At 66.6% G+C, this 26,423-nt stretch carries 24 protein-coding genes and 1 riboswitch; of the genes, 18 read left to right on the top strand and 6 right to left on the bottom strand.

Features of this window, described 5'->3' with window-relative positions; all coding sequences use genetic code 11:
* Nucleotides 1–18: 18 nt before the first annotated feature.
* Nucleotides 19–128: riboswitch (TPP riboswitch) on the top strand.
* Between the two features lie 37 nt (nucleotides 129–165).
* Nucleotides 166–2,067 carry a phosphomethylpyrimidine synthase ThiC gene (thiC, locus tag L6Q21_RS03560; protein WP_237829152.1) on the top strand — a complete coding sequence of 634 codons (1,902 nt, stop codon included), beginning with the start codon at nucleotides 166–168 and terminating at the stop codon, nucleotides 2,065–2,067.
* Here the strand turns inward: thiC and rnk are convergent.
* The gene (rnk, locus tag L6Q21_RS03565; RefSeq protein ID WP_237829153.1) at nucleotides 2,042–2,446 is read right to left on the bottom strand and encodes a nucleoside diphosphate kinase regulator; all 405 of its coding nucleotides are present in this window, start codon (nucleotides 2,444–2,446) and stop codon (nucleotides 2,042–2,044) included. The two genes, thiC and rnk, sit on opposite strands and share 26 nt — an antisense overlap.
* Nucleotides 2,447–2,737: 291 nt before the next feature.
* Between rnk and L6Q21_RS03570 the strand changes: the two genes are divergently transcribed.
* Together L6Q21_RS03570 and L6Q21_RS03575 are read left to right on the top strand one after the other, a co-directional pair.
* A complete protein-coding gene (locus tag L6Q21_RS03570) occupies nucleotides 2,738–4,033 on the top strand; it encodes a hypothetical protein (RefSeq protein ID WP_237829154.1) in 1,296 nt (431 codons plus the stop codon).
* 40 nt (nucleotides 4,034–4,073) lie between these two features.
* On the top strand, nucleotides 4,074–5,726 hold the full coding sequence (locus tag L6Q21_RS03575) for a DUF389 domain-containing protein (protein WP_237829155.1): 1,653 nt from the start codon (nucleotides 4,074–4,076) through the stop codon (nucleotides 5,724–5,726).
* A 323-nt stretch (nucleotides 5,727–6,049) separates the two neighbouring features.
* Here the strand turns inward: L6Q21_RS03575 and clpX are convergent, their stop codons facing one another.
* Together clpX and clpP are read right to left on the bottom strand one after the other, a co-directional pair.
* A complete protein-coding gene (clpX, locus tag L6Q21_RS03580; RefSeq protein WP_237829156.1) occupies nucleotides 6,050–7,300 on the bottom strand; it encodes an ATP-dependent Clp protease ATP-binding subunit ClpX in 1,251 nt (416 codons plus the stop codon).
* A gap of 160 nt (nucleotides 7,301–7,460) precedes the next feature.
* Nucleotides 7,461–8,144, bottom strand: a complete 684-nt coding sequence (gene clpP, locus L6Q21_RS03585; RefSeq protein ID WP_418895802.1) for an ATP-dependent Clp endopeptidase proteolytic subunit ClpP — start codon at nucleotides 8,142–8,144, stop codon at nucleotides 7,461–7,463.
* A 218-nt stretch (nucleotides 8,145–8,362) separates the two neighbouring features.
* On the opposite strand from clpP, the gene L6Q21_RS03590 reads away from it, so the two are divergent.
* The 4 genes from L6Q21_RS03590 to L6Q21_RS03605 all read left to right on the top strand — a co-directional run bounded on the left by L6Q21_RS03590 (nucleotide 8,363) and on the right by L6Q21_RS03605 (nucleotide 14,435).
* Nucleotides 8,363–9,091 carry a lytic transglycosylase domain-containing protein gene (locus L6Q21_RS03590; RefSeq protein WP_237829160.1) on the top strand — a complete coding sequence of 243 codons (729 nt, stop codon included), beginning with the start codon at nucleotides 8,363–8,365 and terminating at the stop codon, nucleotides 9,089–9,091.
* Entirely contained in the window at nucleotides 9,091–11,205 is a 2,115-nt protein-coding gene (locus L6Q21_RS03595) for a flagellar biosynthesis protein FlhA (RefSeq protein ID WP_237829162.1), read from the top strand. Before L6Q21_RS03590 ends, L6Q21_RS03595 begins: the two co-directional genes overlap by 1 nt.
* Nucleotides 11,184–11,924 (top strand): sigma-70 family RNA polymerase sigma factor, encoded by a 741-nt coding sequence (locus L6Q21_RS03600; protein WP_237829164.1) that lies wholly within the window; start codon nucleotides 11,184–11,186, stop codon nucleotides 11,922–11,924. The genes L6Q21_RS03595 and L6Q21_RS03600 overlap by 22 nt, the downstream gene beginning before the upstream one ends.
* Before the next feature lie 345 nt (nucleotides 11,925–12,269).
* Nucleotides 12,270–14,435: a prolyl oligopeptidase family serine peptidase gene (locus L6Q21_RS03605; protein ID WP_237829165.1), complete on the top strand. Its 2,166-nt coding sequence runs from the start codon at nucleotides 12,270–12,272 to the stop codon at nucleotides 14,433–14,435.
* A gap of 70 nt (nucleotides 14,436–14,505) precedes the next feature.
* Here the strand turns inward: L6Q21_RS03605 and L6Q21_RS03610 are convergent, their stop codons facing one another.
* The gene (locus L6Q21_RS03610; protein WP_237829166.1) at nucleotides 14,506–16,701 is read right to left on the bottom strand and encodes a flagellin N-terminal helical domain-containing protein; all 2,196 of its coding nucleotides are present in this window, start codon (nucleotides 16,699–16,701) and stop codon (nucleotides 14,506–14,508) included.
* A 148-nt stretch (nucleotides 16,702–16,849) separates the two neighbouring features.
* Between L6Q21_RS03610 and L6Q21_RS03615 the strand changes: the two genes are divergently transcribed.
* A complete protein-coding gene (locus L6Q21_RS03615) occupies nucleotides 16,850–17,527 on the top strand; it encodes an RluA family pseudouridine synthase (RefSeq protein ID WP_237829167.1) in 678 nt (225 codons plus the stop codon).
* A gap of 4 nt (nucleotides 17,528–17,531) precedes the next feature.
* Here the strand turns inward: L6Q21_RS03615 and flgM are convergent, their stop codons facing one another.
* Both flgM and L6Q21_RS03625 read right to left on the bottom strand, forming a co-directional pair.
* Nucleotides 17,532–17,828, bottom strand: coding sequence for a flagellar biosynthesis anti-sigma factor FlgM (flgM, locus tag L6Q21_RS03620; RefSeq protein ID WP_237829168.1), 297 nt, complete (start codon nucleotides 17,826–17,828; stop codon nucleotides 17,532–17,534).
* Between the two features lie 55 nt (nucleotides 17,829–17,883).
* Nucleotides 17,884–18,357 carry a hypothetical protein gene (locus tag L6Q21_RS03625; protein ID WP_237829169.1) on the bottom strand — a complete coding sequence of 158 codons (474 nt, stop codon included), beginning with the start codon at nucleotides 18,355–18,357 and terminating at the stop codon, nucleotides 17,884–17,886.
* 234 nt (nucleotides 18,358–18,591) lie between these two features.
* Between L6Q21_RS03625 and flgB the strand changes: the two genes are divergently transcribed.
* The 10 genes from flgB to flgK are packed head-to-tail and all read left to right on the top strand — an operon-like array spanning nucleotide 18,592 to nucleotide 26,413.
* Nucleotides 18,592–18,978, top strand: coding sequence for a flagellar basal body rod protein FlgB (flgB, locus tag L6Q21_RS03630; protein ID WP_237829170.1), 387 nt, complete (start codon nucleotides 18,592–18,594; stop codon nucleotides 18,976–18,978).
* Entirely contained in the window at nucleotides 18,975–19,382 is a 408-nt protein-coding gene (gene flgC, locus L6Q21_RS03635; RefSeq protein ID WP_237829171.1) for a flagellar basal body rod protein FlgC, read from the top strand. The genes flgB and flgC overlap by 4 nt, the downstream gene beginning before the upstream one ends.
* The gene (locus L6Q21_RS03640) at nucleotides 19,379–19,786 is read left to right on the top strand and encodes a flagellar hook capping FlgD N-terminal domain-containing protein (RefSeq protein ID WP_237829172.1); all 408 of its coding nucleotides are present in this window, start codon (nucleotides 19,379–19,381) and stop codon (nucleotides 19,784–19,786) included. Before flgC ends, L6Q21_RS03640 begins: the two co-directional genes overlap by 4 nt.
* 14 nt (nucleotides 19,787–19,800) lie before the next feature.
* Nucleotides 19,801–21,036 (top strand): flagellar hook protein FlgE, encoded by a 1,236-nt coding sequence (locus tag L6Q21_RS03645; RefSeq protein ID WP_237829173.1) that lies wholly within the window; start codon nucleotides 19,801–19,803, stop codon nucleotides 21,034–21,036.
* Nucleotides 21,036–21,770 (top strand): flagellar basal body rod protein FlgF, encoded by a 735-nt coding sequence (locus L6Q21_RS03650; RefSeq protein ID WP_237829174.1) that lies wholly within the window; start codon nucleotides 21,036–21,038, stop codon nucleotides 21,768–21,770. The genes L6Q21_RS03645 and L6Q21_RS03650 overlap by 1 nt, the downstream gene beginning before the upstream one ends.
* Before the next feature lie 16 nt (nucleotides 21,771–21,786).
* A complete protein-coding gene (flgG, locus tag L6Q21_RS03655) occupies nucleotides 21,787–22,572 on the top strand; it encodes a flagellar basal-body rod protein FlgG (protein WP_237829175.1) in 786 nt (261 codons plus the stop codon).
* A gap of 28 nt (nucleotides 22,573–22,600) precedes the next feature.
* The gene (locus L6Q21_RS03660) at nucleotides 22,601–23,230 is read left to right on the top strand and encodes a flagellar basal body L-ring protein FlgH (protein WP_237829176.1); all 630 of its coding nucleotides are present in this window, start codon (nucleotides 22,601–22,603) and stop codon (nucleotides 23,228–23,230) included.
* A gap of 8 nt (nucleotides 23,231–23,238) precedes the next feature.
* Complete coding sequence (locus L6Q21_RS03665) at nucleotides 23,239–24,348, top strand: flagellar basal body P-ring protein FlgI (protein ID WP_418895803.1); 1,110 nt, start codon at nucleotides 23,239–23,241, stop codon at nucleotides 24,346–24,348.
* Entirely contained in the window at nucleotides 24,345–24,572 is a 228-nt protein-coding gene (locus L6Q21_RS03670; protein WP_237829178.1) for a hypothetical protein, read from the top strand. The genes L6Q21_RS03665 and L6Q21_RS03670 overlap by 4 nt, the downstream gene beginning before the upstream one ends.
* Nucleotides 24,569–26,413 (top strand): flagellar hook-associated protein FlgK, encoded by a 1,845-nt coding sequence (flgK, locus tag L6Q21_RS03675; RefSeq protein ID WP_237829179.1) that lies wholly within the window; start codon nucleotides 24,569–24,571, stop codon nucleotides 26,411–26,413. The genes L6Q21_RS03670 and flgK overlap by 4 nt, the downstream gene beginning before the upstream one ends.
* Nucleotides 26,414–26,423 lie beyond the last annotated feature (10 nt).

Raw genomic sequence — 26,423 nt, forward strand, 5'->3', positions numbered from 1 at the left:
CTTCGCCGGGCTACATCCCTTTCATCCCCGGGGGGCCGCTGACGCGCGGCTGAGAGGTGGGCAGCAGCCCTCGACCCGTCGAACCTGATCCGGTTGACACCGGCGGAGGGAGGGAGTGGCAAAAGAAAAGCCCGCCTTCCGTCCGAATCCCTGAGGAGGACAGACGTGGCCGACATTCCATCGCATCTCGAAACCGCCCCGGTGACCACCGGCCCCCTCCCCGCTTCGCGCAAGGTGCATGTGCCGGGCCGACTGCATCCGGAAATCCGCGTGCCGCTTCGGGAAATTGCGCTGGAGCCATCCTCGGGCGAGCCGGCGGTGCGCGTCTATGACACCTCCGGCGCCTATTCCGACCCTTCCGCCAGCATCGACATAAATGCCGGCCTGCCGAAGCTGCGCACGGCCTGGATCGAAGCGCGGCAAGATGTGGAGCGCTACGAAGGCCGGCAAGTGAAGCCGGAAGACAATGGCCTGCTGCGCAGCGGCCAGCGCGAGGTGAAGCCCTTCCCGCATCCGAACAGCAATCCCTTGCGCGCCAAAGGCAGCGGCGCCGTCACGCAGATGGCCTATGCCCGGCGCGGGATCATCACCCCCGAAATGGAATATGTCGCGATCCGCGAGAATCTCGGCCGCGAACAGGCGTTGGCCCGCGCCGCCGACGGCGAGAGCTTCGGCGCCAGCATCCCGGCGCATGTGACGCCGGAGTTCGTGCGCGACGAGATCGCGCGCGGCCGCGCCATCATTCCCGCCAACATCAACCACCCGGAGCTGGAGCCGATGATCATCGGCCGCAACTTCCTGGTGAAGATCAACGCCAACATCGGCAATTCGGCGGTCGCTTCTTCCGTCGCCGAGGAAGTGGACAAGATGGTGTGGGCCATCCGCTGGGGCGCGGACACGGTGATGGACCTTTCCACCGGCCGCAACATTCACGACACCCGCGAATGGATCCTGCGCAACTCGCCGGTGCCGATCGGCACCGTGCCCATCTACCAGGCGCTGGAGAAAGTGGGCGGAATCGCCGAGGATCTGAACTGGGAGGTTTTCCGCGACACGCTGATCGAGCAGGCGGAACAGGGCGTGGATTATTTCACCATCCACGCCGGCGTCAGGCTTCCTTATGTTCCGCTTGCAGCAAAGCGGGTTACAGGAATTGTTTCACGCGGTGGATCAATCATGGCCAAATGGTGCCTGGCCCACCACAAGGAAAGCTTTCTTTACGAAAATTTCGAAGAAATCTGTGAAATCATGAAGGCTTATGATATTTCCTTCAGCCTTGGTGACGGATTGCGCCCCGGCTCCATCGCCGACGCGAACGATGCCGCCCAGTTCGCCGAACTTCACACGCTGGGTGAACTTACCAAGGTCGCATGGGAGATGGATTGCCAGGTGATGATCGAAGGCCCCGGCCATGTGCCGATGCACAAGATCAAGGTGAATATGGAAAAGCAGCTGGAGGCCTGTGGCGAGGCCCCCTTCTACACGCTCGGGCCGCTGACGACCGACATCGCCCCGGGCTACGACCATATCACCTCGGGAATCGGCGCGGCGATGATCGGCTGGTTCGGAACCGCGATGCTCTGTTACGTCACCCCCAAGGAGCATCTCGGCCTGCCGGATCGGGACGATGTGAAGGTGGGCGTCATCACCTACAAGCTGGCGGCGCACGCAGCGGACCTCGCCAAAGGGCATCCGGCGGCCCAACTGCGCGACGACGCCCTCTCCCGCGCCCGCTTCGAATTCCGCTGGCGGGACCAGTTCAACCTCAGCCTCGACCCGGAGACGGCCGAGAAATACCATGACGCGACGCTGCCGGCCGAAGGCGCGAAAACCGCGCATTTCTGTTCGATGTGCGGGCCGAAATTCTGCTCCATGCGCATCTCGCAGGAGGTGCGCGAATTCGCGATGAAGCAGAACCAGCCCGCCGACAACTTCCTCGCCGCCGAAGCGGCCGAGGAAGGCATGGCAGAAATGCGCGCGAAATTCCTGGAGAAAGGCGGGGAACTCTATCTCCCCGCCGAAGATGTCGAGACGGAAAGCGCTACGCCGCCTGCTCGACCCGCCTGATCTCCAGCATCCTGGTCCGGCCCTCACGGTCGGGCCAGAGGATGGACTGGCCGGTCTTGAGGCCGATCAACCCGGCGCCGATCGGCGTCAGGATGGAAATCCGGCCGGCGGCAATGTCCGCTTCGGGCGGATAGACCAGCTGCACCCGGCGTTCGGCGCCGGTTGCGCTGTCGACGAAGTCGACGGTGGCGTTCATCGTCACCACATCCTTGTCGATGCGGCCGGCCTTGTGCAGCTTCGCGCGGTCGATTTCACCCAGCAGCAGTTCGCTCACCTGCGGCAGGCGTTCCTCGACGCTGATCGCCAGATTGGAAAGCTTTTCCGCTTCCTCCTCCAGCATGTGAATGGGCGGGCGGGCGGCCGCCTTCGGGCTCTTCATGGGGGTGCTCCAATGCGCAGGGGCTGAACGCCATCTGGCTTTTCATGGTTCGGGAATGTCAGAAGAATGGGCGCCCCGGACCCGGAGCGCGTGCGTTTCGGCGCCCGGGGCTACGTTCTTGCCGGAATCTGGCCCGCGTGAAGGGTGAAGCGCATTTGCATCGGCGAAAGATGCGGCCGGCCGGCGCGGATGTCAAATCCATGCGGCGCTCGACATGCCGCTTTTCTGTGGAAGATTGCTGTTGTATTTTCCATTCCGCTTGAAGGGAGAGCAAGCAGGGGGAAAGAAATCATGAAGCCTGTCATACCATTGGCCGTTGCCGCTGTCGCCGTTCTGGCCGCCGGCCCCGTCACATCGCAGTCGCAGAAGGTGATACCGCCCAAGACGGTCTATTGGATGTCCGCCAGCACGCAATCGGGCTTCGGCTTTTCGCAAGGAGCGGCGCCATCCGCCGGGGACATGATGCGAATGGCGATGGGCGGTGGCGCGGGCGGACCGCTGAAGACGCTGGCGCTCGACCTCGGCTCCAAACTGCCCCCCTCGCCTGCACCCGGGGCCGCGACACATGCCGTGCCTGCATCGATGAACATGGGCGCGGGCCTGCCGCTTCGCGCCCCCAGGCGCGGAACGCCGGCCTCGCCCGGCGATGACTTCGAGCGGCCGAAAGGCAAGCTGCTGCTGTTCTGGGGCTGTGGCGAGTCGGCCCGCCCGGGGCAGCCGCTGGTGTTCGATTTCGCGAAAATGGCGGCCGGCCAGATGCCCCCCAATCTCTTCGCCGGCGAGCGGGTGCGGATCGCCCGCCCGCCCGGCGCTTCCACCTGGCCCACCTATGTCTATTGGCCCAATGGCGAGCAGCCGGACGGCAGCCGCCCCGTGCCGCAGAACGCCTCGCTGCCGGGGGAGCATAAGGTCAGCGGCAATTTCGCGCCCGAAATGGCCTTCAGCCTGCAGCAGGACTGGATGCAGGGCGTTTCCCTGAAGCAGCAGAAGGCAGCGTCGGGCGCGGTCACACTGCAATGGAATCCGGTTCCCGGCGCCACCGGCCATTTCGCGCAGATGGTCAGCGGCAAGGAAGAAGGCGGGTCCCCCACCATCATCTTCTGGACCTCGTCAGAGGTGCAGACCTTCTATTCCGGCCTGTCGGACTTCGTTTCCCCTTCGGAAGCGGCGCGTCTGGTGAACAGCAAGCAGCTCATGCCGCCCGCGCAAGGCAGTTGCGCCATCCCGAAGGAAGCGGTGGCGGCCGCGGAATCCGGCATCCTGCTGCTGACCTCGCATGGGCCGGAACAGACTATCGTCCACCCGCCGCGCCCAAAGGATCCGAGGCAGGACTGGGTGCAGGAATGGAGCGTGAAGGCGCGCTTCGCTTCCCGCACCGGCGGAATTCTGGGGATGGATGAGCTGCCCGGCATGGCTGGCGCCACCGCAAGCGGCAAGCCCAGATGCAAGCCGGACGCAGCGACCGAGGGCGCGAAATCGGCGGGTGGCGCGATAGGCGGCGGGCTTGGCCGCGCTGTCGGCGGGGCGCTGGGCGGTTTCATGGGCGGCAAGAAGAAGAAGGCCGAGCCGGAGGATTGCGAACCCTGACATGGTTCCGATCCCCTGCGCGCCATGCTAGTCCCGAACCATGGTCGAAGTCGAACGGGTCGAAACGAGCGCCTCCGCCGGAGGTCATGAAGAACGCCAGTCACGCGCTGTTCGCAAAGTGAAGGTCTGGCACCGGCGGTCCATGGTCGACTCCGTGGAGCATGCGGCCGTGCTGAAGCGCGTGCATGACGAGGCGCCCTGGTCGGGCCGCTACGCCTTCATGATCACGATGTCGGCGGCGATCGCCATCCTCGGCATGCTGCTGTCCTCACCGGCCATCGTCATCGGCGCCATGCTGATTTCGCCGCTGATGGCGCCGATCGTGGGGCTGGGATTCGCGCTTGCGACCTTCGACTGGCCGGAAGTCCGCAAGAGCCTGCTGGCGCTGGTCGGCGGCACGGCGCTGGCCATCCTGTTCACGGCGCTGATCGTGCTGCTGTCGCCCTTGCAGGACATGACGTCGGAAATCCTCTCGCGCACCCGGCCCAACCTCTTCGACCTGCTGGTGGCGGTCTTCTCGGCGCTGGCCGGCGGCTATGCAACGATCAAGGGGCGTGGCGAGACCATCGTCGGCGTGGCGCTGGCCACCTCGCTGATGCCGCCGCTGGCGGCCGTCGGCTATGGCCTCGCCGCCGCGAACATGGCGGTGGCGGGCGGCGCCTTCGCGCTGTTCCTCACCAACTTCATCGCCATCACCCTCTGCGTGGCGCTGATGGCGCGGCTCTATGGCTTCGGGTCCGCCCTGTCGCCCCGGCAGACTCAGGGGCAGGCGGTGGCGCTGGTCCTGTTGTTCGTGGTGCTGGCCGTTCCGCTGGCGATCTCCCTGAAGCAGATCGCCTGGGAGGCCTGGGCCTCGCGCGCCATTCGCAACAGCATAACCGCCGAATTCGGCGGCAACAGCCGGATCGTGGCGCTGGAGCCCGTCTTCACCGGCTCGAAACTGGTGGTCCGGGCAACGGTGCTGACCGATCGCGTGCATGGCAAGGCCACCGAAGACCTGGAGCGGCGGCTCAGCAAGAGCTTGAAACGCCCTGTGCAGATGCAATTGAGCCAGGTGCTGGCAAACCAGGGCAGCGGCCGCGCCGAACTGGAACGGGCGCGCGCTGCCGATACCGATGTGGGCGTCGACCGACTGGTGCGGGCGGATATGGCGGCGCGCCTTTCCCTGGTTTCCGGTGTGCCGGTGGACGAGGTGCTCGTCGACTCGGTTGCCCGGGTGGCGACCGCGCAGGTGCAGGACGGTCGCTCGCTGGTGGAGCTGATGCAGGCCGAAGCGCGCCTTGCTACGGATTCTCCGGGCTGGACGATCAGCCTGCTGCCACCGCCGGGTGCCTTGCCGCCTTTCGCCCTGTCGGATAGCATCCTGGAAGATGAGCTTCAGGCGCAGGCTATCGCCTGGGCGCTCGGCCGGCGGGGCACCGACAGCGCCCGCGTCAGCGCCCGGCGCCTGACAGGCGAATCGGCGGCGGCGGCCAACGCCCGAACGGCGCTGGTGGCGCAATTGCTGGAAGCCCAAGGGGTGATCGTGGAGCAGGCGCCTGCATTGCCCGTCGACCGCGAGCTGGAGCGGGATCGAGGGCGGGAGGCAGTTCGAGCAGTTCAGATCGAGGCCCTTCCGCCTGCCCCCAAGTCGGAGGAGCCGGAAGAAACCTCCGCGGTCAAATCAGGCAAGGCCCGGGTAGGCCAAGCCTGACCACCCGGATGAAAAGCCGCAAAAGAAAGGCGATTATGCAGTTTGCCAACCAACGGCAATTGTGCGGTCGCCGACCTGACACCGGACATTTCCAACAGCCGTCACCCCGGGCTTGACCCGGGGTCCAGCTTTTCAGCTGGCGCAGCGCTTCAGGAAAACAGCTGGACCCCGGGTCAAGCCCGGGGTGACGAGGGAGTTGCATAGTCGCCGCTTCCCACCGGAAGCGACGTTCGCTGCATGGGTTTGCAAACTGCACAATCACCAAATGAGAAAGGCCGGGCGGCTATTGCCAACCCGGCCTTTTCCCTGTCTCTCTTGATGGATCAGGCCGCCTTGTCCGCCCGCAGGATCTGAACGGGCGGCTTCAGGCCCCTCACCACTTCGCCGTCCACCGTCACTTCCTCGACGGTTTCCATGCCCGGCAGCTCGAACATCGTGTCCAGCAGGATGCCTTCCAGGATCGAGCGCAATCCGCGCGCGCCGGTGCGGCGCTCGATGGCGCGCCTGGCGATCTCGGTGAGCGCGTCGTCGCTGAACGAGAGCTTCACGCCCTCCATCTCGAACAGGCGGGCATATTGCTTGGAAAGCGCGTTCTTCGGCTCGGTGAGGATCTTCACCAGCGCTTCCTCGTCCAGATCCTCCAGGGTGGCGATCACCGGCAGGCGGCCGACGAACTCGGGGATCAGGCCGAACTTCAGCAGATCCTCGGGCTCGCACTGGCGCAGCACTTCGCCGGTGCGGCGCTCGTCCGCCGCGGCGACATGCGCGCCGAAGCCGATGGACTTGCCTTGCAGGCGGTCGGAAATGATCCGGTCCAGCCCGGCGAAGGCGCCGCCGCAGATGAAGAGGATGTTGGTGGTGTCGACCTGCAGGAATTCCTGCTGCGGATGCTTGCGCCCGCCCTGCGGCGGAACGCTGGCGGTCGTGCCCTCCATGATTTTCAGCAGGGCCTGCTGCACGCCCTCCCCGCTCACGTCGCGGGTGATGGAGGGGTTGTCCGCCTTGCGGGAAATCTTGTCGATTTCATCGATATAGACGATGCCGCGCTGCGCCCGCTCGACATTATAGTCGCTGGCCTGCAGCAGCTTCAGGATGATGTTCTCCACATCCTCGCCGACATAGCCGGCTTCCGTCAGCGTGGTCGCGTCGGCCATGGTGAAGGGCACGTCCAGAATGCGGGCCAGCGTCTGCGCCAGCAGCGTCTTGCCGCAGCCGGTCGGGCCGACGAGCAGGATGTTGGACTTGGCCAGTTCCACCTCGGCGCCCTTCGCGCCATGCGCCAGCCGCTTGTAATGGTTGTGCACCGCGACCGAGAGCACGCGCTTCGCATGGCTCTGCCCGATCACATAGGAATCGAGCACCGCCATGATCTCGCGCGGGGTCGGCACGCCGTCGCGCGTCTTCACCAGCGAGTTCTTCGTCTCCTCACGGATGATGTCATTGCAAAGCTCGACACATTCATCGCAGATGAAGACGGTGGGGCCGGCGATCAGCTTCTTCACCTCATGCTGGCTCTTTCCGCAGAAGGAGCAGTAGAGGATGTTCTTGCTGTCGCCGTTGCTGACTTTGGTCATATTCTCACTTTCGCGCCCGCGGTACGCAAACCGCAGACGACCATGTTAGCGCGCATGCGGCTTGCTGCAAGAGCGAATGGGCCGCAAGCGCGAACGGGGCGGTTTCCCGACGCCGGAAACAGGTCCGCGCCACGAAGCGCGGCAGGATCGCCCGAACCGGTCAAGCCGCCTTCAGCTCACCTTCGGCGGGAGTCGGGCGCTTTTCCATCACCTCGTCCACCAGACCGAAGGCCTTGGCTTCCTCGGCCGACATGAACTTGTCGCGCTCCATCGCGTTTTCGATTTCCTCCAGCGGCTTGCCGGTGAACTTCGCGTAGAGCTGGTTCATGTGCGAGCGGATGCGGATGATCTCGCGGGCCTGGATCTCGATATCGGTCGCCTGCCCCTGGGCGCCGCCCGAAGGCTGGTGCACCATGATCCGGGCGTTGGCGAGGCTGACGCGCATCCCCGGCTCCCCGGCGGCCAGCAGGAAGGAGCCCATGGAGGCCGCCTGCCCGATGCAGACCGTGCCGACCTTGGGGCGGATATACTGCATGGTGTCGTAGATCGCCATGCCCGAGGTGATCACCCCGCCCGGCGAGTTGATGTACATGAAGATGTCCTTCTTGGGGTTCTCCGCCTCAAGAAACAGAAGCTGCGCCACGATCAGCGAGGCCATTCCATCCTCGATCGGGCCGTTCACGAACACGATGCGTTCGCGAAGCAGGCGCGAGAAGATGTCGAACGAGCGCTCGCCACGGCTCGACTGCTCGATGACGATCGGCACCAGCCCGGCCGCCGGCGAAGCGGCAACGGGCGCGAAAGGGGTGGAAACGGCTGCGCCAAGCGCGGCGGCGGGGTCCATCAGGAACTGGTCGCGGTCCATGGCCTTTAAGTCGGCGCTCCCTCTCCCGGCGTCAAGCCCCGTCCGGCTTCGAAATCTCAAAGCCGGCGGCAACGGTTTGTGCCGCGCGGTCGCAAATGCGCCGCCATCCGGCAGGCAAATGACGCAACCCCTTGGATTTGATCCGGAACGGAGGGAGTTCCGCGCCGCTCGCACCCGCCAGTTGCTAAGAGGAAAGCATGTCCACCGGCCCATTTTCCGGCTCTGCCGCAGCGCTTCCGCCCAGACTGGCGCGGGCGGCCGCGCAAATGCTGCCGGCGCTCTCCGCCGCCGCGAACCGGACCGGAGCGGACTTCGGCGCCCTTTTCAACACGGCCAGGCTGGAATCGGGTTTCAACCCTGACGCGCGCGCGCGCACCTCGTCCGCCACCGGCCTCTTCCAGTTCATCGATTCGACCTGGCTCGGCACACTGGCACGCCATGGCCCGGCGCATGGGATCGGCGCCCTCCCCCGCAGCGAGGCGCTGGCCTTGCGCCGGAACCCGATGGTCGCCAGCCTGATGGCGGCCGAGCATATGGCCGACAATGCCCGGGCGCTTCAGGGGGGGCTTGGGCGAGCCGTCGGGCAGACCGATCTCTACCTTGCGCATTTCCTGGGCGTCGGTGGAGCGTTGAAGTTCCTGCGCGAGCTGGCAAGTTCCCCGGGAACGGCCGGCGCGACGCTGCTTCCAGCCGCGGCGCGGGCGAACCGCGCCATTTTCTACGAAGGCGGGGCGCCCCGCAGCCTCCAGCAGATATATGCGCTTCTGGACAATCGCCTGTCCGGCCAGCCTGCGCCACCAGCCGAGCCTAGGCTGCCCCCAGTCACCGGCAGTCCGGCAGTGGCGCCGCGCGGGCAGAGTTCAGTCATGCCTCCCGCCGGGGCCGCGCGGATCGCCTATCTGCTGCTGGCGGAACTGGGCGGCTGATGTTGCAGGCCCTGCTGCCGTTCGCACATCGGGCGGAGGCGCGCGCATGGCTCGCTTCGTCGCTGCTCCCGCTCGCCATCCTGGCGGTGGTGCTGCTGATGGTGGTGCCGATCCCGGCCCTGCTGCTCGACATCTTCTTCGTGGCGAACATCCTGCTGTCGCTGGTGATGCTGATGGTGGTGCTGCAGGCGGGGCGGCCGATGGATTTCTCGGCCTTCCCCACTGTCCTGTTGTTCGCCACCTTGTTCCGGCTGGCTTTGAACGTCGCCTCCACCCGCGTCGTGCTGGTGCATGGGCATGAGGGCACCCACGCCGCCGGCCATGTGATCGAAGCCTTCGGCAAGGTGCTGATCGGCGGCAATTTCGTTGTCGGCATGATCGTGTTCGTGATCCTGATGATCGTGAACCTGGCGGTGATCGCCAAGGGCGCCGGCCGTGTCTCGGAAGTGAGCGCGCGTTTCACGCTGGACGCGCTTCCGGGCAAGCAGATGGCGATCGACGCGGACCTGAACGCCGGCATGCTGACACCGGACGAAGCGCGGGCCCGGCGCGTGGAAGTGGCGGCCGAGGCGGATTTCTACGGCTCGATGGACGGCGCCTCCAAATTCGTAAAGGGCGATGCCGTCGCGGGAATCCTGATCCTGCTGATCAACGTCGTCGGCGGGCTGATTATCGGCGTTGTCAGCCATGATCTGGGGTTCGCCGAAGCGGCGGACACCTATCTGCTGCTGTCGGTAGGGGATGCGCTGGTCGCCCAGATCCCGGCGCTTCTCCTCTCCATCGCCGCAGCCGTCCTCGTCACCCGCACCACGGAGGACCGGAAACTTGCCCAGCAACTCGGCCAGCAGTTCGCCGCGCCCGCCGCCTGGTGGCCGGCCGCGGCAGTGTTGGGCGCCCTTGCCCTGTTCCCGGCGATGCCGCAGATCATCCTGGCGCCGGCCGCGTTGCTGGCTGCGGGGGTGGCATGGCAGCTGGGCCGAAAGCCGGCAGACCGCCAGGCGCCCGAACCCGGCATTTCCTCAGCGCCGGAACATGCGATCACCTGGGCCGATGTCGAGGAATCCGCCAGCATCACGCTGGAAATCGGCTATGCGCTGATTCCGCTGGTGGATGGCGAAGCGCCGCTGATGGCGCGGATCACCGGAATCCGCCGCCAGCTTTCGCAGGAACTCGGCTTCATCCTGCCGCCGGTCCGCGTGCGGGACGATCTGGGGCTCGCGCCGCAGGTCTATCGTATCTCCGTGTCGGGGGAACAGTCGGGAGCCGGCGAGGCTTTCGCAGCGGACCTTCTGGCGCTGGAGGCGGAGCATGTCGCGCGCGAAGTGCCAGGCCGGAGTGTGCGCGATCCAGCCTTCGGCCTGAACGCGCGCTGGATCGACCCGGCGCTGGAGCAGGAAGCCGTAGCGGCCGGTTACACCGTGGTCGATTCTTCAACCGTTATTGGAACACATCTTTTCACTATATTGAAAAAACAATCTTATATCATATTCTCTCAAGACGATATGAGCGCCCTTGTGGAGAATCTGGCGGCTCGCCATCCACATCTTGCGGCGAGCGTCAGTCCCAAGCATCTGCCGCTGCATGTCACCACCAGCGTCTGCCAGATGCTGCTGGAAGAGGGCGTGTCGCTTCGCAGCTTCGAGCGGATCGCCTCCGCCCTTTCCCAGGTCGCGCCGGGCACGCAGGAGCCGCGCCAGCTTCTGGAACAGGTGCGCGCGCGAATTGGCGGGCTGATCGTCGCCGGCCTCGGCTCTCCAGCGCAGCCGCTGCGACTTCTGACGCTTTCGCCGCAGCTGGAAAGCCTTCTGCTGTCGGCGCAGCGCGCGGCGCCGCTTTCGGACTATCCCTTCGAACCCAGCCTCTCCTCGCGGCTGGCGGAAGCGCTTGCACAGGCTGCTGCCCCTTCGATCGCCGAGGCGGTGCCTGTTGCCCTGGTTTCGCAGGCGGAGACACGCCGGGCGCTGTTCCGCCTGCTTCGCCCGGCCGGAATTCCCGTGCTCGCCTTCGCCGAACTGCCCGAGGGGCGCGACGTCGAAGTCGTGGCCGTGGTCGGGGACACTCTTCTCAACACTGAAAGCGCGGAAGGAACAACATGGACGCCAGATTCGCGCTGAATCCCGGGCTTTACTCTCCGGCGGCACTGGCCCAGCCGGACCCGGAGCAACTGATCCGAACGCATCTCAGCCTGGTTCGCAAGATCGCCTGGCACACCCATGGCCGGGTATCGACCGCGCTCGACATCGAGGAACTGGCGCAGATCGGCATGATCGCGCTGATCGAAGCGGCCCGCACCTTCGAGGAGCGCGGCCAGGCCGTGTTCGCCACTTACGCCAGCGTCCGCGTGCGCGGCGCAATGATAGACGCCCTGCGCAAGCAGGCCACCATGTGCCGCTCCGCCTTGCGGCGCAGGCGGGAGTTGAATGCCGCGCGGGCGACACTCGCCGGACAATTGGGGCGCCCGCCAACAGAAAAGGAACTGGCGAACCAGCTCGCTATCCCGCTTGGCGAATTGCAGGAACAACTGAACGCCACCCAGGGCGTGCGCTACGAATCGATCGACGAAGTCTATTCGGACCACAGCATCTGGTTCGCCGCCGACGAGCCCGATGCGCTTGACCATCTGGAAGCCGGCGATCTCAGGGCCGCGCTGGTGAAAGCCATCTCGGAATTGCCCGAGCGGGAAGCCATGGTTCTGCAACTCTATTTCGTCGAGGAGCTCAATCTGGAGGAGATCGGCCAGACTCTGGGAGTAGGGGCTGCGCGCGTCTGCCAGATCAAGAAGTCAGCGCTTGGAAAGGTGCGCGAACTGCTTGGAAACTGGGAGGACTGTTAATCCGTTTCAACGCCGAGGATTCGCACGTTTCGGCCCCCTTCTGACCGACATTGGCAACAACCCAGGATAAGCTGGAGAGCGGACGACATCCGCAAGAGAATAGGAGGGAGTTCGGCGTGCTCTCTTTCTCTGCCTGGTAATGCGTTATTTTGTATTTGTGGTAGGAAGTTACCAATTCCTGTCACTACGGGCTTGACCCCGGGTGGCAGAGTTCCCGAATCTATTCAAACTCACTCCCGCCCTCCCTCGACTGGTCTGGACTCTTTCGGAGAAACTCTGTTTCATCCACCAGTCCCACTACGGTGAGGCTGCTCTTTCATATCCTGATCATTTGGGAGTTGTGCGATGAACATCCTGAAGTTCACATCGGCGCTGTCACTTGCTCTCATGCTTCCCGTAGGCGGCCACGCTCAAACCCTCACCAATGCCACTGTCGTTCCGGCTCGGGAATCCTATCGGGAAGTGGTTTTCGGCAAGGAAATCCATGACCCTTATCGCTGGATGGAGCAGGAGGAACGGCGCGACGAGGTGATACAGTTTATCCGGCAGGCCGGCGATCATACGACCGCGCAGCTTGCCGCCCTCCCGGGCAGACAGCGTCTGCGTGAACGCACGGCGGAGGCATTCGCGACCGGCACGCAGTTCCTAGAGGTCGAGATTTCGGGGGACAGGACATTTTACCGCCGCAGAGACGCTGACGCCCAGTTCGCCAAACTCGTGATGCGTTCAGCCGATGGAACCGAGCGCATTCTCTATGACCCCGAGAAGCAGCACGGCGAAGGAGCGGCCATTTCCAGTTACCAGCTTTCGCCGGACGGTTCGGTGATTGCCTTCCATCTGTCTTCGAAAGGTGCTGAAATCGGCGAAATCCGTTTCGTGGACACGGCCAGCGGGCGCTTGTTGCCGGATATCGTGGCTCCGGTATGGGGCGAATTCGAAGCGGCATGGCTCGATAACCGCACGGCCGCCATCACCCGCATGACAAGCGCGGATGGCCCTGACGCCACCAAGCATATGCAGGTCGTCCTGCATCGCCTCGGCACCCCGGCAGACAAAGCCAGCCTGTTGGGAAGTTCGGCGCGCGGCCCCGCGTTCGAGCCGCAGGAATTTCCCCAGGTCGTTGCGGGCGCAAGCGGCGATTGGGTGCTGGGCCTGGGAGTGGGCGCCCGGGCCGACCAGCGGGTGCTGGTTACCCGCCGCGCCGACCTGCTCGCCGGCCGGCCCGCCTGGCGCGAGATTGCGACCTATGCGGATGAGATCAGCTATACGGAGTCGTCCGGCGCCGCAATCGCGGGCGACTGGCTCTATCTCCTGTCCAGCAAAGGCGCTCCGAATCGCCGGCTGCTGCGCCTCGATCTGGCAAAGGGGCATGGGCTTGCCGATGCGGAGATCATTGTTCCTGAAGGACAAATGATACTGACCGGCCTGGTGGCGACGGATCAGGGCATATATCTCAGTTCCCAGATGGACGGGATTTCCCGCCTTGCCTTCCGTCCCCATGGCGAGGGCGTCGCCCTTGCGGATGTCGAACTGCCGATGCGCGGTTCCCTGGGATATCTACAGCCGACGGCGGAGCGGTCGGGCGCCATATTCGTAATGCAGGACTGGTTCACTGCACCGCGCTGGTTCCGTGCGGACGCAGGCAAAGTCCGCTCGTTGGGGATCGACTGGACGACCTATGCCGGCACGCGCGGCTGGAGGCAGGTTGCCGAAGAGGCCGTGAGCGCGGACGGCACGCATGTCCCGTTAGCGATCCTTCTGCCTGGCCCCGAGACAGGGAAGCAGCCGCGCGCGATGCTTCTCGAAGGCTATGGCAGTTATGGCATCAACACGGCAGAGCCCTATTACGCCCGCCACTACTTCGGTTTGATCGGCGAAGGTGGCGCAGTCGCCTTCTGCGGCACCAGAGGCGGCGGCGAGCGCGGCCGGGCCTGGCATGAGGCCGGCCGCGGGCCGAACAAGCCCAATTCCCATGCGGACTTCGTCGCCTGCGGCGAGCGGCTCGTGGAACTAGGGCTCACCACACCCGAACGGATGACGGTGATCGGCACCAGTGCCGGCGGTCTGCTCGCGTCTCCGGCGGCGCTCAAACGCCCCGATCTCTTCCGATCGATGATCTTGAATGTGGCCAGCCTCAACCCGACCCGGCTCGCTTCCGAGCCCAACGGTCCCAACCAATATGCGGAAATGGGCGATCCGGGAACGGAAGAAGGCTTTCGCGATCTGCTGCGCACAGACGCCTATCAAATTCTGGGAAGCGCAAACGACATGCCGGACACGCTGCTGCTGGTCGGTCTCAACGACAATCGCGTCGCCCCCTGGAACTCCGCCAAATATGCCGCGCGCGCACTCGAATTGTTCGGCGCTCGAAGGCTGGCTCTTGTCAGGACGGATGCCGAGTCCGGGCACGGGATAGGTTCCAGCATCGACGTTCTGGTGGAAACCCTCACCGATTCGGGCGCCTTCGTGCTCAACCGGGCCGGCGCCGAAGGTTTTTCGTCTAGCCAGTAAAAAAGCCGGCCCCTCCAACAGGAGGGACCGGCCTAAGTTGTCAGCGCGGAACCTCAGCGCCGATAATGGCCTAGCGGAGCAGTTGCAGCACGCCCTGCTGGCTCTGGTTGGCCTGCGCCAGCATGGCTTGCGCGGCTTGTGTCAGGATCTGGCCACGGGCCAGGTTGGTGGTCTCTTCGGCGAAGTCCGCGTCCTGGATCCGCGAGCGCGAAGCCATGGTGTTGGTGCTGGCGCTGGAGAGGTTGTTGATGGTCGCTTCCAGCCGGTTCTGCACCGCGCCCAGTTCGGCGCGGTTGACGGCAATCGCCTGCAGCGCCTCGTCGAGAGCGCTCAGCGCCGCCTGCGCGCCTTCCTGCGAGGAGATATCGATGTCCTTCACCTTCAGGCCGCCGACATCGGCGCCGTAGCGGTTCTCCTCGAAGCCCAGGTTCGCGAAGTTGGAACCCGCCGCGAAGCCCTGGCTGCCGGCGCGCACGTCGATCGCCTTGCTGCTGTTCAGCGTGACTTGCGCGTAAGCCGTGTTCACCGTGGCCGCCGACACGTCCGCCGGGTCGGTCACGCCGGTGACGGTATAGGCCGTGCCGGTGCCGGCGATGGTGGCGGCGCCAAGGCCGAAGTTGGCGGCGCTCGCCGCTTCGTCGGAGTCGAACCACACCGCCACGTTGCGGCCGTCCGCCGCTGTCAGCGACAGCCCGCCACGGCCGTTGTCGCTGGCCGTCACGCCGGTCGCGCCGGCAAAGTTGTTGATGACGGAAGCGACATTCTCCCGCGTCTGCTGCGCGCTGTCGCTGGCCTTCAGGGCGATGTCCATCGACACGCCGTTGATGACGAGCGTGGCGGTGGCATCGGCGGCGATCACCGTGGTGGTGGTGCCGTCGATCGTCAGCGCGCGCGCCGTCGCCGTGACGCCGGTCTGCGCCGAGCTTTCGTTGATCGCGGCGGCGACCGCAATGGCGCTGGCCGCCTTGTTGCTGGAACCGGCCGTGGTGTCGGAATAGGTGTCGTCGGCGGCCTTGGAAGCGCGGATCGAGACGCCGTTGATCACCAGATCGCCAGTGTTCAGAACCCGCGCATCCGAGCCGTTTGCGGCGCTGGCGACGGCGCGGGCGTCGGTCGAGACGGTGGAAACGCCGCGTTCGAAGCTGCCGGCGGCAAGACCTGCCCGCGAAAGCCGGCCGGAACCCACGGAGTCGACTAGGATCGGGCCGCCCGATTCCGAGACCAGGCTGTAGCTGCCCGATTGCGCGCCCACTTTCAGGCCGGTGGCACCCGCCGTCAGCGTGTCCAGCGAGACTTCGATGTTCCGGCCGTCGGCCGCTTCCAGGCGGATGCCGAGGTTGGAGTCGCCGGTGTCGATGGCGCGAACGCCCGTCTGGCCGGAAATCAGGTTGATGGCGTCGACGACCGCCGTGCGCGAGGCGGCGGCGTTGGCGGACGTGGTGATGGAGCCGGTGGTGACGCCGTTGATGGTGACGGTGCCCGTCAGCGCCGCGGCGGTCATGGCCGTGCCGGTCATCGTCGTCGCGCCGACCACGGCGCGCACGCCGGTCTGGTCGGAAACGCGGTTGATGGCAGCGGCCTTGGCGATCGCCGAAGCTTCCTTGGCCACCGAGGAAACGCTGTCGTCCGTGTTGCGCGAGCTGCCGATGGTCACGCCGTTGATGCGAAGGTCATTGGCTTGCAGCGCCTGGTTGGCGACGAGGTTGGCGGCCGAGGTTTCGAAGGCGCCGGTGGCGGTGAGGCCGGGGACGCTGCCGGTGCCGAGGTCGCCGGCGCGGGCCGAGCCGATCGTCAGCTGCACTGTCTGGCCGGCGCGGGCGCCGGTTTGCAGCGAAAGCGCCTTCGACGAGCCGTCGAGCAGCTTCACGCCGTTGAAGTCGGTGCGATTGGCGACATTGTCGACTTCGCCGATCAGTTGGGTGACTTCCGCCTGCAGGGCTTCGCGCGCTTCGGTCGACATGGTGCCGGTGGAGGCCCGCATCGCCAGTTCGCGCATCCGCTGCAGCATGTTGGCGACTTCGCCCATGGCGGTTTCGGCGGTCTGGGCCAGCGAGATGCCGTCGCCGGCGTTGCGGATGGCGACCGACAGGCCGCGCACATCGGCAGTCATGCGCTGGGCGATGGCGAGGCCGGCGGCGTCGTCCTTGGCGCTGTTGATGCGAAGGCCGGTCGACAGGCGCTCCATGGCGGTGTCGAGCCCGGCCTGCGCGATTCGGCTGCCGCTCTGGGCGCGCAGGGCCGAAAGATTGGTGTTGATGATCGTCATCTACATGTCCCCTTGGTGAAGCCTGGGTGAAGCGGGGCCTGCCCGCCGGATGGGTGCAAGAAACTGAAGCCTCGAAGCCGACAGATGCCGTTTGGTGGCCTCAGGGCGACTTCACGGCCGGCTCCCGGCGAGGTTAAACAGCCGGCACATGTCCACGCCGATATCCGCCCTGCCCCCGATCCTGCTGGATGCGCCGAACTGGCTGGTGATCGACAAGCCGGCCGGGCTTGCCGTGCACCCGGGGCCGCGAACGCCCCGGAGCCTGGAGGATATTCTGCCGGGCTATGCGCCCAACCGCCCGGCGCCGCAGGCAGTCCACCGGCTGGACCGGGACACCTCCGGCTGCCTGTTGCTGGCGCGCCGCGCGTCCGCCCTTCGGGCGCTGTCGCGGCAGTTCGAAACAGGACAGGTGAAGAAGCTCTATTGGGCGCTGGTCGACAAGGCGCCAGCCGATGATCGCGGCGAAATCGACGCGCCCCTGCTGAAGCAGAGCAGCCGTGCGGATGGCTGGCGGATGATCGTATCGGCCGATGGCAAACCGGCCCGGACCCGTTGGGAAGTGCTGCAAAGGCAGGGGGCAACCGCGCTGATTGCCTTTCAGCCGGAGACTGGCCGGACCCACCAGATCCGGGTCCATGCCACTTTGCTGGCGACAGGCTCAGCTATCTGGGGCGATCCGGTCTATGGCCAGCCCCAGCAGCAAGGTGTCGGCGGCATGATGCTGCACGCCCGGGCGCTGGAGTTCGATGACCCGGCCACCAACGCGCGCAGGCGGGCAGAGGCTCCCCTCCCCGCCCGCTTTCAATTGATGGGCTTTACCGGCTGAAGGATCAGCGCTTCAGGGAAGCGATCATGGCGTCTGCGATGCTTTCGGGCCGTGTGGGATAGTTGCCGGCCTTGATGGCTTCGCGCAGTTCCGCCACGCGGCCGATGTCGACCGGGGCGCTTTGCGCCAGCGCGCGGGAAATCTGCCGGGTTTCGGCGGTTGCCTCCACCTTGGCGGACGCTGCTGGCCGTTCCAGCGACGCCGGCCCACCGGCGGCTTCATGGCCGGCCGGCGGCGCGACTGCCCGACGGCCTTCGAGCGCGGCCAGCGCCCCGGCGCGGGAAGAGATGGGATCGAACATCAGCTGCCTCAGTCCTTACCAGTCGACGGCGGTTCGCCATCGGTTCAGCGCAGGCTTACGGCTGCACCACCCCATCCTTTAGCGGACGGCCGGAAGAAAATGTGAGGATCCGGCCATCCGCATCGACATGCGCCATGAACCGCGTGCCGGAGCGGGCGTTGCGGACGATTATCGTGCCTTGCCGTTCGTTCGCCGTTTCGACGATCCCATCCACAGTGGCGCGGTAGCCCTGCCCTTCCACTTCCACGCGCAACTGCTGCCCGCGCCTCGGCAGGGCGGCGGGTGCGGCTGCGACGACAGGCAGGGACATGCGCCAGCCCGTTTCCGGGCAGGTCGCTTCCAGCCGCGCGGCCTTTGCTCCTCCCTGCCGGAAAGCGAAGCCCGAATCGCAAGCCGGAACCGGCAGCCGCATGTCCAGCCGAACGGCAGAGCCGGTGAACTGCTCCGCTTCGCGACGGAGTTGCTCGGCGGACGCAGACAATGAGGTGGCCGAGAACAGAAGCACCGAGATCGCAGAATATTTCAACATGAGCCACTCCAGCCGTTTCAAATCATGGAGTCCGCAAGAAACAGGCCAATCGCCCCAAAGGCGCGTGCAGGCCGAAAAGCGGAACCCATGTGCCAGCCTGGCGGAACCCGGGCGGAACCATGGTGCCGGTTTGCGGACTTCAGGAAACAGAATGTCTCGGGCCGGATAGTTGGCACGGCGCTTGCTTGGCTCTCCTCGCCCGGAACGGCCGGGACAGGAGGAGAAGCGCGCGAAATGGATCGGCTGGATCGCTTTTTCGGAGTGCACGGCACGGCATTGGCCGCGCGCAGCGAACGGATGCAGATTCTCGCCTCCAACATCGCCAATGCCGCAACCCCGGGCTACAAGGCGCGGGATCTGGATTTTGGTGCGCTGCTGTCCAGCGGAAAAGGCGGCGTCTCCGGCCCCAGCGTCACCCATATCGGGCATATGAGCGGGGAAGCTGCCGCCGCGGCCAGGCTGCTCTACCGCCAGCCGCTGCAGCCCTCGCTCGACGGCAACAGCGTGGAACTGGCGACCGAGCAGTTGCAGTTCACCGAAACCGCCGTCCGCTACCGCTCCACGCTCAGCATCCTGAATGGCCGCATCGGCGGCCTCATGTCCGCGTTGAAGGGGGAATGACCTTGTCTCTCAGCATCTTCGACATCGCCGGCCGGGCGATGTCGGCGCAGCTTCTGCGCCTTAACAGCTCCGCCTCCAACCTTGCCAACGCCGGCTCGGTATCTGCCACGCAGGAACAGGCTTTCAGGTCGTTGAAGCCGGTGTTTCAGACTCTGTATGAAGGACAGTCCGGCAAGGCCACGGTGAATGTGCTGGGCGTGGTGCAGGCGAACATGGCGCCGCAGCGCCGGCATGAACCGGGGCACCCGCTCGCCGACGCCGATGGTTATGTGCATGTCGCCGCCGTCGATCCGAACGCCGAACTGGTGGAGGTGGTGGAAACCAGCCGCCAGTATCGCAACAACATCGAGGTGCTGGAAACCGCCAAGTCGCTGACGCTGGAAACGCTGAGGCTGGGCCGATGAGCGGTTTCGACGTCGCCGGCCTCGGCCTGCGCGCCTCCGGCTCCAACGGCAAGGAAGCGCGGCAGACCCTCGGGCAGGAGGATTTCCTGACCCTCCTCGTTACCCAGCTTCGCAACCAGGACCCGCTGAACCCGCTCGACAACGAAACCTTCGTGGCGCAGCTCGCGCAATTCTCCACCGTGTCGGGCATCACCGAAATGGGGGCGACCCTCGGCCGGCTGGAAGCATTGGCGAGCGGCGGGCAACGCGCCTCGGCCCCCAACTGGATCGGCCGCGAAGTCACCGGCCCGGACGATCAGAAGGGCCGTGTCGCCTCGGTCGGTATCGGCGAGGACGGCGCCCTCTCCCTCACGCTCGAAGACGGCAGCTCCCTCCCCCTCTCCTCCGTCACCAGCCTCGCCTGAAAGGAAGCGGCTTCATGACCTTCTTTATCTCGCTCACCGGCCTCAACGCCGCGCAGACGGAATTGTCGGCGCTCAGCAACAACATCGCTAACGTCGGCACTTCGGGCTTCAAGAAGTCGCGCGTCGAGTTCGGGGACATCGTCACCCGCTCGGCGGCGCAGGCGGCGAACCGCGCCAATGGCGCCGGCGTCACCGTGGCGGCGGTGAAGCAGCAGTTCACCCAGGGCGGCTATCAGAACAGCAGCAACGCGCTGGACCTTTCCATCGCCGGACAAGGCTTCTTCCTGGTGAAGGGCGGCGGGGACCGGGCCGACAGCCTAGCCCTTTCGCGCAACGGCGCCTTTTCCGTCGATGAGAACCGCTGGGTGATCGACAACGAAGGCCGCCGCCTGCAAATCCTCCCCACTACTGCCGATGGAGCGGTCACGGGCCTGGGCGCCAGCGCGTTGCAAGCGCTTCGCCTGCCCATCAGCTCCGGCGAGCCGCGCGCCACCACGTCCGTGCGCTTCACCGCCAATCTGCCGGCGGCCGCGGCCGCCCCCACCGCCCCTTTCGACCGCGGCAATCCGGCCAGCTACAATGGCGCCACCTCCACGCCGGTCTTCGCCGCCGACGGCAGCGCCCAGACGGCGACGCTTTATTACCGCCGGCTGGAAAGCCCTCCCGGCGACACCAACAAATATTGGGAAATCCGCAGCTTCCTGGGCGACTCCGAGATTGGCCCGATCCCCGGCCCCGGGCCGCAGCAACTCACCTTCGACTCCAATGGCGTGCTGACCACGCCCACAGGCCCGGTCGCCTTCTCCGGCGGCTTCAGCATCAGCCACGCCGATTCCACCACGCTGAACGAGCCCTTCTCCGTCCCCGCGCCGGAGCAGGATGGCTATGCCCCCGGCCGGCTGGAAGGCGTTGGAGTCGATCAGGCCGGCATCGTGCGCGCGAGCTTCTCCAACGGGGAAACCTTCGCCATCGGCAAGCTGGCGATCGGCAATGTCGCCAACCCGCAAGGGCTGAAGCAGAATGGCAATGTCAGCTGGACGCTCTCCCCCACCTCCGGCCCGCTGCAGGTGGGCGAGGCGGCGCAGGACGGTTTCGGCAACATCGCTTCCGGCTCGCTCGAACGCTCCAACGTCGATCTGACCGAGGAACTGGTGGGGCTGATTTCGGCGCAGAGGAACTTCCAGGCCAACGCCCGCGCCATCGACACCGCTTCCACCCTGCTGCAGACCATCATCCAGTTGCGCGGCTGATGGACCGGCTGATCTACACCGCGCTGACCGGGCTGCAACGCGCGCAGGAAGCGCAGGGCGTGACGGCGAACAACCTCGCCAACCTGCAGACGCCGGGGTTCCGCCGCGAGATGGCGGCGCTTTCCGGCGGCTGGCTGGTGGGGCAAGGCGCCGCCGGCACCGCCCGCGTGCAGTCCGGCGGCGAAGCGCCGGCCGACGTGCAGAGCCAGGGCCGGGTAGAGGCCACCGCCCGCCCGCTCGACATCGCCATCGACGGCAACGCCTGGCTGACGGTGGGGGACGCGGCGGGCAATCCCGCCCTTACCCGCCGGGGCGATCTCCGGGTCGATTCCGGCGGCCGCCTGCTGACGGGCGACGGCCTGCCAGTGATGGGCGAGGACGGGCCGGTGCAACTCCCGTCCGACTTTTCCTCGCTCCGGATCGCGAACGACGGGGCGCTGGAAATCCTCCCCGTCGGCGAAGCCGTCTGGGCGCCGGTGGGCAGACTGCTGCTGCAATCGGCTCCAGCCGCCAGCCTCGAGCGCGGCGAGGATGGGCTGTTCCGTTCCCCGCAGGCCCAGCCTGATCCGGGTGCCACCATCCAGACGGGCGCGCTTGAGCGGTCCAACATGGATGCCGCTTCCGCCCTCGTCGAACTGGTGGAGCAATCCCGCCGCTTCGAAATGCAGACGAAGCTCCTGAGCGCCGCGCGCGAAATGGACGAGGGCGCCGCTGCCCTCATGCGCGTGCAATAGCAGAAAGGCCCCTGATATGCCCTCGGCCCTCCACATCGCCCGCTCCGGCCTCGAAGCGCTGGACGCGCGGCTGCGGACGATTTCCAACAATCTCGCCAACGCCAACACGGTCGGTTTCAAGCGCGACCGTCTGGCGTTCGAAACCCTGATGTATCAGACGGCCCGGCCCGGCGGCGCCCCGGCGGGCGCCGACGCGCGCTTCGGCATGGGGCTGGCGAGCGGCGCCGGGGTGCGGGTGGCCGGCACCGAGCGGGTGCACAGCCAGGGGGATTATTCCGTCACCGGCAATGCGCTGGATCTCGCCATCGACGGCGAGGGGCTGTTTCAGGTGGCGCTGCCCGATGGCAGCTACGCCTATACCCGCGCCGGCGCCTTCACGCGGGACAGCGAGGGGCGGATGGTGACCCCGCAAGGCCATGCGGTGGAACCGCCCATCCAGATCCCGGAAGGCGCGACGCAGATCGCCATCGCCAGCGAGGGCACGCTTTCGGCGATGCTTCCCGGCGAGACCGCCCCCACCGAACTGGGCCGGCTTTCGCTTTCCACCTTCATCAACCCGGCCGGGCTGGAGCCGGCGGGGGAAAATCTCTTCCGCGAATCCGCCGCCTCCGGCGCCCCGCAGCAGGCTAACCCCGGCGAGAATGGCGTGGGCAAGATCCGGCAGGGCTCGCTCGAAATCTCCAACGTCTCGGCCGTGCAGGAACTGGTCGACATGATCGAGACGCAGCGGGCCTATGAAATCAATTCCAAGGTGATCTCGGCGGCCGATGAGATGATGCGTTATGTCAACCAGAGCCTCTAATATACTGATTATTAGTATTTCAGGAGCCTTGTCTCTGGCATGCACCCATGCGGAGAAGCTGGCCGGCCATGTTCCGCCCATCGCCCCGACGCTTGCACCGCCCGCGCCGCCTCCGCCCGCCACCGGCAGCCTCTGGAATCCGGCGGTGGGGGAAAGGCTCGCTTTGGCGGAAGACCGCCGCGCGCGCGCCGTGGGCGACACGCTGACCGTGCGCCTCGTCGAGCGATTGCAGGCGCAGAAGTCGGCCGGTCAGGATGCCGCCCGCAGTTCCAGCCGAAGCCTGGACCTGCCGGACGCCAAGCCCTTCAGCTGGGTGCCCGAAGGGCTGTTCAGCGGCGGCGCCGACAGCAGCTTCAGCGGCTCCGGCTCCGCCCGGCAGGAAAACCGCCTGTCCGGGGAATTCACCGTGTTCGTGACCGCCGTGCTGCCCAACGGCGCCATGGCCATTTCCGGAGACCGGCGAATCACCCTGACGCGCGGCGAGGAACAGGTGCAATTGACGGGCATCGTCCGCCCCGAGGACATCGGCCCGGACAACCGCATCGCCTCCACCCGCGTGGCGGACGCACGGCTGCGCTACACCGGCACCGGCGAAGTCGCGGCGCAGGCGAAGCAGGGCTGGCTGGCCCGCTTCTTCGATTTCGTGGCGCCCTTCTGATGCGGCGGATGTTTCTCCGCCTGTTGGGGCCGGCCCTGCTTTTCGGGCTTTCGCCGGCGCAGGCGCAGGCCGTACGGCTGGAGCGGGTCGGCGATCTGGCGCGCTTCCAGGGCGTGCGCGCCAACAGCCTCGTCGGCTATGGGCTGGTGGTGGGCCTGCCCGGCACGGGCGACGACAATCTCGCCTACACCATTCAGTCCATGCGCTCGGCGACTTCGGCGCTGGGCGTGCAGCTTCCGCCCGGCCTCAATCCGGCGCTGAAGAATTCGGCCGCCGTGATGATCACCGCCGAACTGCCGCCCTTCGCCAAGCCGGGGCAGCGGATAGACATCACCATCTCGGCGCTCGGCCGCGCCAAATCGCTGCGCGGCGGCACTCTGTTGCTCGCGCCTCTGCGCGGTGTGGACGGGGCCACCTATGCGCTCGCACAAGGCAATCTGACGGTCGGCGGCTTCGGCGCAGAAGGCGCGGACGGCTCGCGCATCGTCGTCAACACCCCCACCTCCGGGCGGATACCCGGCGGCGCGCTGGTGGAGCGCGAAGTCCCCTCCCCCTTCGCGTCCGGCGATACGCTTCGGCTCGATCTGGTTTCCCCCAGCTTCGCCACCGCCGAAGCGCTGGCGAACGGCATCAACAGCCAATTCGGCCAGCCGATTGCCCGTCCGCTGGACGCCGTTTCCATTTCCATCGAGGCGCCGGGCTCGGCCGCCGACAGGGTGCGGCTGGCCGCCCGGATCGAAGGGCTGGAAATCAGCCCGGCCGCGCCGCCGGCGCGCGTGGTGGTGAACGCCCGCACCGGCACGGTGGTGATCGGTGGCCATGTGCAGGTGCTGCCGGCGGCGGTGGCGCATGGCAATCTCACCGTCACCGTGGGCGAGAACTGGCGGGCGTCGCAGCCGGCGCCTTTCTCGCGGCGCGGCGACACTGTCGTCACACCCAATTCCGACGTGCGGGCGCGCGAGGACAAGGCGCGCATGGCCCTGTTCGCGCCCGGCGCCCGCCTCTCGGACATCGTGGACGCGGTGAACGCGCTGGGCGCGGCGCCCGGCGATCTGGTTGCCATATTGGAGGCGTTGAAACAGGCTGGCGCCCTTCGCGCGGAGCTTGTGGTGATATGAGGATCGAAGGCACCCTTCCAACGCCGGCCGGCGAACAGGCGGAATTACGGCAGGCCGCGCAAGCCTTCGAGGCGCTGATGCTGAAGCAGGTGCTGCGCGCGGCCATGCCGGCCATCGAGGGCGCCAACCAAAGCGCCCACGAACTGGCGCTGGAAGGCGTCGCTGGCGAACTCGCCCTTTCCCAACCCTTCGGCCTCGCCCGCCTTCTGGAGAAACGGACATGACGGATATGCTTTCCATCGCCCAATCCGGCGTTCGCGCCTACGCCCGCGCGCTGGACGTGCTGGCGGACAATGTCGCCAATGCCGCCACCCCCGGCCATGTGCGCCGCACCACCACGCTGGCCCCGGCGCCGACCGGTAGCAATGGCCCGCTGGAACTGGCCCCGGCCGGCGGCAACGGCGTGCGGCTGGAATCCATCGGCCGCGCGCTGGACGCCTTGCAGGCGGATACGCTCCGCCGCGCCGAAGGCGATGTGGCGGCGCTGGAGGCGACCAGGCGCTGGCTCGGTTCCATCCAGTCCAGCCTCACCGGCTCGGCCGGGCTGGACGAGCCATTGTCGGACCTGTTCGGCAGCCTGTCCGACCTCGCCTCCGATCCGACCAACCCGGCGCTGCGCCAGACATTTCTGGCGCGGGCCACGTCTCTGGCGGAACGCTTCAACCGCAGCGCGGCGGAACTGCAACGGCTGCAAGACGATATGGCGAAGGAAGCCGATGTCGAAGTCCGTAATCTGAACGGGCTGGCTCGCGGGCTGGCGGAAGTGAACGCCCAGCTTCGCCGCGCGGCGACCGGCAGCGGCACGGCGGCCGGCCTCGCCGACGAGCGGGACCGGCTGCTGGCGCAGATCTCCGCCATCGTCGCGGTCGATGTGCGGTTCGATGCGCGCGGGCAGGCGAATGTACGCATCCCCGACTCCGCCGGCCCGGCGCTGGTGGACGGCGGCAGCGCCAGCCCGGCGCGCATCCTGCCCGTGGCGACCGGCTTCGAACTCCGCATCGGGCCGAGCGGAAACGACGAGCCGGCAACGCTTCTGAGCGGCGTCTTCGCCGGGCTTGCAGCCGCTCGCACCCTGACACTGGAAGCGCAGGAACGGCTGGACCATCTGGCGACGAACCTTGCCGGCGATTTCAATCGCCTGCATCAGCAAGGCGTCGATCTGTCCGGCGCGGATGGCGAACCGCTGTTCCGCCTGACTGCCCCCCGTGTCGAAGCCGCTGCGGCCAATGGCGCGGACGCCCGCCTCAGCGCCTCCCTTGCGGATGGAAGCGCCCTGCTTCCCTCCGAACTGAGTTTCAACGGCACCGACTGGACGCTCAGCAACGCCAATGGCTCGGTCACGGGCGGCCTTCCGCTCACCCTCGACGGGCTTACGGTTTCGGCCGCCGGCAACGCCGGCAACGGCGATGTCTACCGAATCGGCGCGGCGCGGCCGGCGTCGACCATCGCCTTGCGCGCGCTGTCGCCGCAGCAGGTGGCCACCTCCGCGCGCTGGCTTTCCGAACCGGCCGCCGGCAATGCCGGCAGCGCCAAGGTGGAATTGCAGGTGGACAGCGCTGCCGCCATCCCCACCACGCCGCCCTACACTGTCACCATTCTGACCGGCGGCCAGGTCGAACTGCGGGACGATGCCGGAACCCTGCTCGCCTCAGGCCCGGCCGGCGGCTGGCTGGCCGGAGACGGCTTCGGCGTGCGCCTGAGCGGCAGCCTGCCCGAAGGCGACAGCTTCCGCATCGAACGGGCCGGAGCGGACGAAGGCAACAACGGCAACGCCAGCGCGCTTCTGGCCCTGCGGGACCGGGGCGGACCGGCCGGCACCTATGGCGACGCGCAGGATTCGCTGGTCTCCGCCATTTCGGTGGCGCTGGCGGAAACCCGTTCCAGGGCGGATGTCGCCACCCGCAACCGCAACGGCATCGCCGAATCGCTGCAACAAAGCTCCGGCGTCGACCTCAACACCGAAGCGGCGGAAATGCTCCGCCTGCAGCAGGCCTATCAGGCCAATGCCCGCATCATCCAGGCCGCGCGCGAGACCTTCGAGGCCATCCTCGCCGCCGGCCGCTGACAGGAGCCGA

This window comes from Sandaracinobacteroides sayramensis, from assembly GCF_022014495.1.
GTDB lineage: Bacteria > Pseudomonadota > Alphaproteobacteria > Sphingomonadales > Sphingomonadaceae > Sandaracinobacteroides > Sandaracinobacteroides sayramense.

Bases quoted from the DNA above. Each gene is read 5' to 3' on its own strand.
- rnk (WP_237829153.1), bottom strand. From the start codon at position 2,446: ATGAAGAGCCCGAAGGCGGCCGCCCGCCCGCCCATTCACATGCTGGAG.
- L6Q21_RS03570 (WP_237829154.1), top strand. From the start codon at position 2,738: ATGAAGCCTGTCATACCATTGGCCGTTGCCGCTGTCGCCGTTCTGGCC.
- L6Q21_RS03575 (WP_237829155.1), top strand. From the start codon at position 4,074: ATGGTCGAAGTCGAACGGGTCGAAACGAGCGCCTCCGCCGGAGGTCAT.
- clpX (WP_237829156.1), bottom strand. From the start codon at position 7,300: ATGACCAAAGTCAGCAACGGCGACAGCAAGAACATCCTCTACTGCTCC.
- clpP (WP_418895802.1), bottom strand. From the start codon at position 8,144: ATGGACCCCGCCGCCGCGCTTGGCGCAGCCGTTTCCACCCCTTTCGCG.
- L6Q21_RS03590 (WP_237829160.1), top strand. From the start codon at position 8,363: ATGTCCACCGGCCCATTTTCCGGCTCTGCCGCAGCGCTTCCGCCCAGA.
- L6Q21_RS03595 (WP_237829162.1), top strand. From the start codon at position 9,091: ATGTTGCAGGCCCTGCTGCCGTTCGCACATCGGGCGGAGGCGCGCGCA.
- L6Q21_RS03600 (WP_237829164.1), top strand. From the start codon at position 11,184: ATGGACGCCAGATTCGCGCTGAATCCCGGGCTTTACTCTCCGGCGGCA.
- L6Q21_RS03605 (WP_237829165.1), top strand. From the start codon at position 12,270: ATGAACATCCTGAAGTTCACATCGGCGCTGTCACTTGCTCTCATGCTT.
- L6Q21_RS03610 (WP_237829166.1), bottom strand. From the start codon at position 16,701: ATGACGATCATCAACACCAATCTTTCGGCCCTGCGCGCCCAGAGCGGC.
- L6Q21_RS03615 (WP_237829167.1), top strand. From the start codon at position 16,850: ATGTCCACGCCGATATCCGCCCTGCCCCCGATCCTGCTGGATGCGCCG.
- flgM (WP_237829168.1), bottom strand. From the start codon at position 17,828: ATGTTCGATCCCATCTCTTCCCGCGCCGGGGCGCTGGCCGCGCTCGAA.
- L6Q21_RS03625 (WP_237829169.1), bottom strand. From the start codon at position 18,357: ATGTTGAAATATTCTGCGATCTCGGTGCTTCTGTTCTCGGCCACCTCA.
- flgB (WP_237829170.1), top strand. From the start codon at position 18,592: ATGGATCGGCTGGATCGCTTTTTCGGAGTGCACGGCACGGCATTGGCC.
- flgC (WP_237829171.1), top strand. From the start codon at position 18,975: ATGACCTTGTCTCTCAGCATCTTCGACATCGCCGGCCGGGCGATGTCG.
- L6Q21_RS03640 (WP_237829172.1), top strand. From the start codon at position 19,379: ATGAGCGGTTTCGACGTCGCCGGCCTCGGCCTGCGCGCCTCCGGCTCC.
- L6Q21_RS03645 (WP_237829173.1), top strand. From the start codon at position 19,801: ATGACCTTCTTTATCTCGCTCACCGGCCTCAACGCCGCGCAGACGGAA.
- L6Q21_RS03650 (WP_237829174.1), top strand. From the start codon at position 21,036: ATGGACCGGCTGATCTACACCGCGCTGACCGGGCTGCAACGCGCGCAG.
- flgG (WP_237829175.1), top strand. From the start codon at position 21,787: ATGCCCTCGGCCCTCCACATCGCCCGCTCCGGCCTCGAAGCGCTGGAC.
- L6Q21_RS03665 (WP_418895803.1), top strand. From the start codon at position 23,239: ATGTTTCTCCGCCTGTTGGGGCCGGCCCTGCTTTTCGGGCTTTCGCCG.
- L6Q21_RS03670 (WP_237829178.1), top strand. From the start codon at position 24,345: ATGAGGATCGAAGGCACCCTTCCAACGCCGGCCGGCGAACAGGCGGAA.
- flgK (WP_237829179.1), top strand. From the start codon at position 24,569: ATGACGGATATGCTTTCCATCGCCCAATCCGGCGTTCGCGCCTACGCC.